Raw genomic sequence first — 1372 nt, 5'->3', positions numbered from 1 at the left:
CGGTACAGATCGGTGTCGAGCTGCTCGTCGGTGATGGGGATGCGCAGGTGGTCGCGGAAGGCCTTGAGGTCCTCCATGGTGAGTTTCTTCATTTGGTGGGTCGCGTTGCGGCCCTCGAAGTGGGGTCCGAGTCCGTAGCCCTTGACGGTCTTGGCCAGGATCACGGTGGGTTTGCCCTTGAATTCGGTCGCGGCCTTGTACGCGGCGTAGACCTTGCGGTAGTCGTGGCCGCCGCGTTTGAGGTTCCAGATCTGGTTGTCGTCCAGGTCCGCGACCATGTCCTTGGTGGCGGGGGTTTTCCCGAAGAAGTGTTCGCGGACGAACCCGCCGGATTCGGCCTTGTAGGTCTGGTAGTCCCCGTCCACGGTTTCGTTCATGATCTTCACCAGGGACCCGTCGGTGTCCTTGGCCAGCAGGTCATCCCATTCCCGGCCCCAGACGACCTTGATGACGTTCCAGCCCGCGCCGCGGAAGAACGCCTCCAGTTCCTGCATGATCTTCCCGTTGCCCCGCACGGGCCCGTCCAGGCGCTGGAGGTTGCAGTTGATCACGAAGTTCAGGTTGTCCAGGTTCTCGTTCGCGGCGAGCTGGAGCAGGCCGCGGGATTCGGGCTCGTCCATTTCCCCGTCGCCCAAAAACGCCCAGACCTGCTGCTCGGACGTGTCTTTGAGGCCGCGGTCGTGCAGGTAGCGGTTGGACTGGGCCTGGTAGATCGCGTTCATCGGGCCGATGCCCATGGACACGGTCGGGAATTCCCAGAAGGAGGGCATCAGGCGCGGGTGCGGGTAGGAGGAGAGGGCGTGGCCCTGTTTGGACTTTTCCTGCCGGAACCCGTCCAGGTCCTGCTCCGTGAGCCGGCCTTCCATGAACGCCCTGGCGTACATGCCCGGGGACGCGTGTCCCTGGAAGAAGACCTGGTCCCCGCCGGAGGGGTGGTCCTTGCCGCGGAAGAAATGGTTGAACCCGACCTCGTACAGGGTCGCCGCTCCGGCGTAGGTGGAGATGTGCCCGCCCACCCCGATGTCGGAGCGCTGTGCCCGGTGCACCATCACGGCCGCGTTCCAGCGCATGTACGCCCGGTACCGGCGTTCGAACTCCTCGTTGCCCGGGAACGGCGCTTCCTGGTCCGCCGGGATCGTGTTCACGTAATCGGTGGTCGTCACCATCGGCACCCCCACCGACTGGGACCCCGCCCGCTGAAGCAGGCTGCGCATGATGAACTGCGCCCGCTCCGTGCCCTGCTCCCTGATCAACGCATCCAAAGACTCAACCCACTCGGCAGTCTCTTCCGGATCACGATCAGGCAGCTGGGAAGTCAACCCGCTAAGGATGTGTGAGGTCTCTTCTCCTGCAGCCACGTCCAACCTCTCTT

Annotated in this window: 1 pseudogene; it reads right to left on the bottom strand. The window is 64.1% G+C overall.

The features are described from left to right. Positions 1 to 1358, bottom strand: a pseudogene (locus AC1DJW_RS26405) (pyruvate dehydrogenase (acetyl-transferring), homodimeric type); the annotation flags it as partial. Between the last annotated feature and the right edge of the window lie 14 nt (positions 1359 to 1372).

Source organism: Arthrobacter sp. 05L417, from assembly GCF_056397865.1.
This window is presented reverse-complemented; position numbering and strand designations above follow the sequence as displayed.